Annotated in this window: 8 protein-coding genes; 2 read left to right on the top strand and 6 right to left on the bottom strand. The window is 61.3% G+C overall.

Translation table 11 applies throughout. The annotated features are described in order from the left end of the window. Nucleotides 1–103: 103 nt before the first annotated feature. Nucleotides 104–421, bottom strand: a complete 318-nt coding sequence (locus tag SIL87_RS02265; protein ID WP_319612652.1) for an ArsR/SmtB family transcription factor — start codon at nt 419–421, stop codon at nt 104–106. A gap of 82 nt (nt 422–503) precedes the next feature. On the opposite strand from SIL87_RS02265, the gene SIL87_RS02260 reads away from it, so the two are divergent. After that, complete coding sequence (locus SIL87_RS02260) at nt 504–1,487, top strand: cation diffusion facilitator family transporter (protein WP_319612651.1); 984 nt, start codon at nt 504–506, stop codon at nt 1,485–1,487. A 124-nt stretch (nt 1,488–1,611) separates the two neighbouring features. Here the strand turns inward: SIL87_RS02260 and SIL87_RS02255 are convergent, their stop codons facing one another. The 4 genes from SIL87_RS02255 to SIL87_RS02240 form a co-directional block, all read right to left on the bottom strand. Next, a complete protein-coding gene (locus SIL87_RS02255) occupies nt 1,612–2,052 on the bottom strand; it encodes a DUF29 domain-containing protein (RefSeq protein WP_211477365.1) in 441 nt (146 codons plus the stop codon). 421 nt (nt 2,053–2,473) lie between these two features. Continuing rightward, nucleotides 2,474–3,046 carry a replication/maintenance protein RepL gene (locus tag SIL87_RS02250; protein WP_319612650.1) on the bottom strand — a complete coding sequence of 191 codons (573 nt, stop codon included), beginning with the start codon at nt 3,044–3,046 and terminating at the stop codon, nt 2,474–2,476. A 571-nt stretch (nt 3,047–3,617) separates the two neighbouring features. Further along, complete coding sequence (locus SIL87_RS02245) at nt 3,618–4,277, bottom strand: hypothetical protein (RefSeq protein ID WP_319612649.1); 660 nt, start codon at nt 4,275–4,277, stop codon at nt 3,618–3,620. Beyond that, complete coding sequence (locus SIL87_RS02240) at nt 4,270–4,557, bottom strand: hypothetical protein (RefSeq protein WP_319612648.1); 288 nt, start codon at nt 4,555–4,557, stop codon at nt 4,270–4,272. The genes SIL87_RS02245 and SIL87_RS02240 overlap by 8 nt, the downstream gene beginning before the upstream one ends. A gap of 144 nt (nt 4,558–4,701) precedes the next feature. On the opposite strand from SIL87_RS02240, the gene mobQ reads away from it, so the two are divergent. Continuing rightward, nucleotides 4,702–5,823 (top strand): MobQ family relaxase, encoded by a 1,122-nt coding sequence (mobQ, locus tag SIL87_RS02235; RefSeq protein WP_319612647.1) that lies wholly within the window; start codon nt 4,702–4,704, stop codon nt 5,821–5,823. A 21-nt stretch (nt 5,824–5,844) separates the two neighbouring features. Here the strand turns inward: mobQ and SIL87_RS02230 are convergent. Then, on the bottom strand, nt 5,845–6,451 hold a 607-nt coding region (locus SIL87_RS02230; protein WP_319612646.1), incomplete at its 5' end, for a cation transporter.

Here is a 6,451-nt window from a genome sequence, read left to right as displayed (position 1 = left end):
AGCGCGGTCCGTGCCGATGATGCGCTTGTCGCCGGCTGGGCGCAGCACGCATCCACGCAGCTTGGGTCAGGATCGAGGTCGATCGCTTGGTCGTTTTCGGCCATCATGCATCCTCCATGGCCGGCGATTCACCGACATGTGCCACCATGTCGGCGATCGTGCAGCGGATATGTTCGTCGGACGGGGCATAGAATACCTGCTTGCCCTGTCGCTCCGCCCGCAGGATGCGGGTCGCCCGCAACAGGCGAAGATGGTGGCTGACCAGCGAGGGTGAGAGCCGCGTCCGCACCGCGATGTCCGAAACGCAAGCCGCGCCGTCGAGGCAGACGAGAATGATCCTGAGTCGGCTCGGGTCGCCCATGAGTCTGAACATCTCCGCGAGTTCGACCGCCTGATCGTCAGTAATTGACGGACAAGACATGGCTGTTTAATCCTGATGTATGAACACCTGTTCAATTGAACATAGTAACTGACGGTGCAACCGTCCACCACGGAGACCGGGCATGGCGGAACATGACCATCATCATGACCACGACCACGACCATGAGCACGAGCATGGTCATCACGACCATCATGGCCACAGTCATGGCTTGGGTGGGCACAGCCACGCACCTGCCTCGTTCGGCCGTGCCTTCGTCATCGGTATCGGGCTGAATACCACCTATGTAGTCATCGAGGCATTCTGGGGCCTGGCGGTTCACTCGACGGCGCTGCTCGCCGATGCCAGCCACAATCTGGGCGATGTGCTTGGGCTTGCCGGCGCCTGGCTCGCATCATGGCTCAGCCAGCGTGTCCCGAATACAAGCTACACTTATGGCCTGCGCCGATCGTCGATCCTCGCCGCCCTCGCGAACGCGATCATCTTGCTGATCGTGACCGGCGGCATCGCCTGGGAGGCAATCCAGCGCCTGATCCACCCGGTTCCGACCGGTGGGCGCGTCATCATGCTCGTCGCGATCGCCGGCGTTTTCGTCAACGGTGTCACGGCCTGGCTGTTCATGTCAGGACGCAAGGGCGACCTGAACATCCGAGCCGCCTTCCTCCATATGGCCGCCGATGCCTCGCTCGCGCTTGGCGTCGCGATCGCCGGTGCGATTATCATGACGACCGGCTGGGTCCGCCTCGACCCTACGGTCAGCCTTGGGATCAGCATCGTCATCGTGATCGGCACCTGGTCACTGTTGCGCGATTCCGTCGCCCTCGCGCTCGACGGCGTGCCCCGCGGTATCGACCAGCGTGCGGTCGAGGCGTATCTGCGCGCCCTGCCGGGTGTGTCGGATATCCACGATCTGCACATCTGGGGATTGAGCACGACCGAAACCGCCCTGACCGTCCATCTGGCTTGCGACGCTGCCGAAATCGACGCCACGCTCGAACGCCTGCCCGGCGAGGTCAGGAAACGCTTCGGCATCGGCCATGCGACGGTCCAGATGGAAACACCCGAAACGGCCGAGCGGTGCGAGCTACGGTCGGCCGATGTCGTGTGAACAAGCCCCCGATCCTGGGGTCACGAATTATGAGCACGACGGCCCGTCTGCGATCACATAATCTGAGCAGAAATCGGCGACGAATTCGAGATCAACCGCCGATGAAAGCGAGCAGTTACAGCTATTAGGCTTCCGGCCAGAAGTCTTCTGCCATCATTTGGTCGAATGACCAGGGGCAGGTGGCGGGGAAGGTTTGCTTAGGTATGGCCGTTTCACCGTATGCCGCGAGGATCGCATCGCCATAGGCATCGCTGATGGCTTCGTCGAGCTTGGCTTGGAGGCTTGGGTTGTCACGCAGATGACGGACAAGATCACGGCGCTGAATGCGGATAGTCACTTCCCACGACGCGCCACGGCGGACAGGCTGATATTGCCATTTCAAGAGATGCGTGAGGAGTACTGCGAGGCGGTTGACCAGTTCCCGCTTCTCGGTCTTGCCCATGCTCTCGATCTCCTCGGCGATGTGTTCAATGTCGGCCTGCGTCAGTTTTCCATCACGCAGAAGCCCGGCCTGTTCATTCGCCCAGGCGTAGAAATCGCGGTCATAGAGAGTCGATGTGCTCATGGTGTCGATCCTATCATGAACGGGGCCGTTTCTGGCGGGAAAATAGCTTAGCCAGCAGAGACGGCTGTGGTGCCGGCGCTGGCGGGCCAGCGAGCAGCCGAAGAGCCTGGCTCAAATCCTCGATGTGCCGATCCTTGGCGGAGAGCAGAGCCTCCTTGGCCTCGATTTGCGCTTTGAGCACCCGGATTTCGGCCTGAAAAGCCATTTCATCCCCCCGGCCCATGGGTGGCCCAAGTGGCTCATTTTGGTGGCCCGGTGGGCCACCATTGGCTTCGCCAAAGGCACGAAGCATCTCTGCCGGATCAATCGTCCCATCCGGCAAAACACTAAGTTTTCCGCTCGATACGGCCCGCTGTAGGGTGGCTCTGGATATCCCCCAGGCTTGGGCGGCTCGCCTCTGGCTCAGCATGGCTCAAGTGGCTCAATCAGGTGGCCCATGTGGCTCTTTCACACGGGCTGGCAGGTCAGGCTCTAATCCCACCAGCGGGGGCTGCGTAGGCGGATCGAGGCCGGGGCCAGTGGGTAGCTGGCGCTCGCCCTGATGCATGGTGGGGATACGCTCCAAGGGTGGTTGTGCGCCAAGCTCGGTCTGGTCTGGCTGCTCGGCATCCGAGACCAGCACCGCCGCCGAGAACAGGCTGTAGCGGATGCCATCGCGGTTGCCAGACCAGGCTACGCGATCGTTGACGATATAGGCGCAGGCTGTACCCGTTGGGCCGATTTGTCGAACCTCTAACCACCCCCCATCACGTAGCGTTTTGAGGGAATATTGGACTGTGCGTAGTGAGCAATCGGCTAATTTTGCAAGCGTGGCCTGGGAAGTCACGAGGGCGTTGTGCCGTCCCATTTGCGATACGATCACGTGCATGAGGGCGGATGCCCGTGGGCTGGAGACCGCAAGTTTTGCCCATCGTTCCATCGCGGCACGCTCGACCTGGACCCAGGTTCCGCTGGGCGCGGTGGTAATCCCGTAGCCTTTCTCCTTCGGTGCCATTTACCACTCCATGCTGCCGGAAACGCGCAAAAATCTGCGTGATCTTCGTAGGGCATTGCGGAAGGGTACGCAACGCAAATTGCGCAGATTTTTGCGTAAATCACGCAGGACCTACGCAACCAGCTATTGCGGGGGGGTACGCAATAGCTGGTTGCGTACCCCCCCCCAATAACATTCTGAAAAAAAACAGTTTTTTTTAAAACCCATCTATGATCTAGAGGAGCACCCCCGAAGGGGGCTGCCTGCCGTGCAGGTAGTCCACGGGGATGCGTAGCGGAGCGCCCCCTATGGGCGGCTGGCGACGCGCAGCCATCCCGGTGGACCCACCTGTGCGGACTGGCTGATCAGGCGGCCCTAGGGGCCGTGATTTGACGCGATGTCGTCTAGCCCAGACGCCGCTGCGCGGCGGCCTACGGCGCTCCCGCTCCGCGCTCGCTCTGGGCCTCTAGGACGGCGCTGGTGGCCAGGGGAGTATTGGCTAGGGGAAAGGTGCCTGGGCGCTGTAGGAGGCTCCTAGCGGCCTCCCAGGCGCTTCCAGAGGGTGGTTGACGTCCAAGGGATGTGGGCAGGGTCAGTAGCCACGTGGGATAATGAGGACGATGTGACGACCTGTAGTGGTCTCCCATCCGCTCCAGTTGGCAAAGGGTGGGCCTTGGGTGCCTTGATTTGAAGCGGCCTGGAAGCATAACTTCCCGCCACAGGTGTCCCACTTCACCGCCCCGCCCTTGGCTTTTAGAGCCGCCAGATTGGCCTTGTCGGTTTGGATTTGGGCGCGCAGGGCGGTCTCCTGGGTTCGGAGGCTGGCGCTTTCATGCCGCTGCCATGCCAGGGAGACGAGGCTTCCGGCGACCACCAGGATCACAGCCACGGTCAACACCGAGATGGCGCGGAAATTGAGCCAGAAGCTCGCTTTCTCGATGGCTTCTCCGGTTTCAGCGATGCCTTTGATGGCTTTGCCCAGGTTGGTGTCATGGGTGGTCAATTTGGTCACGACGTCGCTTAGCGCAGCTACCTTGGCATCGACCTTTCCCGCGATTGTCTGTCCTGCCTGAGCAGAGGCGGTTTCGATGGCAGAGGCGAGAGCGGTGGGGTTTGCCGCCTTAACTGCCTTGGCAAGCTCTGCCAGTTGGGCGGGTGTAGCTGCTTTGGTATCGATCTTCTGACCAATCGCCGCGACTTCGAGGCGAACGGCCTTGAGGGTTTCGACCAGTTCGACAACGGGATCACTCATGCGCGGCCTCTACCGGGGCCACTTGATGATTCTGACTTGCCGCCACCTTCCTCAGATCATCGACGATCGGAGCGATATCGGTTTTGTCCACGTCGCGTGTCACTTTGGCGTCAATCTGCTTTAGCAGCCACGCGGCAATTTTTGCGTCCTTCGATGCTTCGGACAAAACGATGGCACCCACAATGATCTTGTGACGAGTTTCCTTCTTCCGAGATTTTTCACGGAGACGAGCAAGGCGGGCCTCTGCATCTGCAATCTGCTGGTCGATAGTCTTTGCCATTCCATGTTTCCTCAATCAGAGATGGTGCCACTTTATCGATAGGCTCTAAACTGGACAATACACGAAGTGCGCGCTTATACATTGCTTCGCAATGTGCCCGGCAGGGGTTCCCCCTGCACCCCTTTAGTGCGTGTGAGGCTGTCTGTGGCAATTTATCATGCCAGCGTGAAAGTCGTTGGGCGTAGTGGTGGCCGGTCATCGGTTGCGGCATCGGCGTATCGTTCGGGCGAATGCCTGACGAACGAGCGCGACGGTAACACGCATGATTACACCAAAAAGCAAGGCGTAGTTCATCGGGAGATCATGGCTCCCGAGAACGCGCCTACCTGGATGCGTGATCGCTCGAAATTGTGGAACGGCGTCGAGGTGGCGGAAAAGCGGAAGGACGCGCAGCTATTCCGCGATGTTGAGCTCTCTCTTCCCCGCGAGCTTTCACGGGAAGAGCAAATCAACCTCGTGCGGAACTTCGTGAAAGAGCGATGCGTTGACCACGGGATGGTAGCCGACATCGCTGTTCACGAGCCGCGCGCCAGCGACGGCGAGAAGCAACCTCACGCCCACATCATGCTGACCATGCGCCACATCGAGGGCGAGAGTTTTGGCAATAAGGCACGGGAATGGAACCCGGATTTTGCCACCAAGGACGGGAAGGGTTTCGTGAAGGACAAAAGCCCGCTGGTGGATCTGCGAGAGGGCTGGGCAGCGCACACCAACTGGGCGTTGGAGCGGGCGCATATCCCGGAGCGCGTTGATCATCGGAGCCTGACCGCTCAGCGCGAGGTCGCGCTTGAGATGTCGCAGGATCAGGCTCGGGCCGAGCCTGAACGCCTGCTAGCGGAGAGGCGTGCGCAGGACCTGGACCGCGAGCCGCAGCCGAAGCTGGGGGCGGCGGCCGCGATGGAACGGCGAGGCGTCCAGACCGACCGCGGTGACCAGATGCGGGCCGTGGAGGGCAGGAACAGGGAGCGGCAAGGGATTTGGCAGCAGGTGCGCGAGTGGGGAGTTCAGGCGCTCGACAAGGCCCGTGATTGGGCTGTTGAGCTTCGGGAGAGGCTCGCCGGTGCCGATTTGTCTGGGTTGAGAACCGCCAATCTCAGCGCGGCCCTGGCCGGTGCAGATCTGTCCGGGTTGCGGCAGGCCAACCAAGCCGCAGAGCGTGCCAAGCAGCCCGCAATGGCACAGCGCCCCACAAAGGAGGCCGTTGTCTCACCGCAGCCCAGCCGCACACCCAGCAAAGGCCGAGACGGGCCAGAGATGGACCTTTAGGTGTAGCTGGGCGACTTTACCTCAATGAGAGTGATCGGCGCAGCAATCCTCGCCGTTCCAGGCTTCGCGGGCCTCTTTGATCACGAACCAGACGATCGCGAGCGCCGTCACGGCGTCTACCCACCATTCCCCAAAAACGAGGTTGGCGAGCAGGCCCACGACGACGACCAGGGACAGCCAGCCACAGGTGATGCTTTCGACCGCATCGGCGCGCATCGCCCGGCTGCCGAGTTGGGTGGCCACCGCGATCTTGCGGCGCGCGAGCCAGGTCATGATCGGCATCGCGGCCAGGGCGACGATAAGGCCCGGAATCGAGAACGCCTCTCCCTGGTGCGTCCACAGTCGCCAGGCAGCACCGATGACGATGTAGGCTGCGAGGAGAAAAAGTAGCGCTCCGCCGATCTTGCCTGCAACCAACTCCGCGCTTTCGGATACCTGCCGTCCGTGGCGTAACTCGACATTCAGGCGCCAGATCAGCACGCTGGCCGAGACCAACTCGATGACGCTATCGACCCCGAACGCGGTCAGCGTCAGGCTGTGCGCGGCTAGGCCCGAACCGAGCGCCATCCCGGCCTCGAGGATCATCCAGCCGACCGTCAGCCATTCAAGGCGAAACGCTTGCCGGATC

Origin of the sequence: Acidiphilium acidophilum, assembly GCF_033842475.1 — a bacterium.
GTDB lineage: Bacteria > Pseudomonadota > Alphaproteobacteria > Acetobacterales > Acetobacteraceae > Acidiphilium > Acidiphilium acidophilum.
The sequence above is the reverse complement of the archived record's forward strand: the minus strand, read 5'-3'. Positions and strand labels throughout refer to the sequence as shown.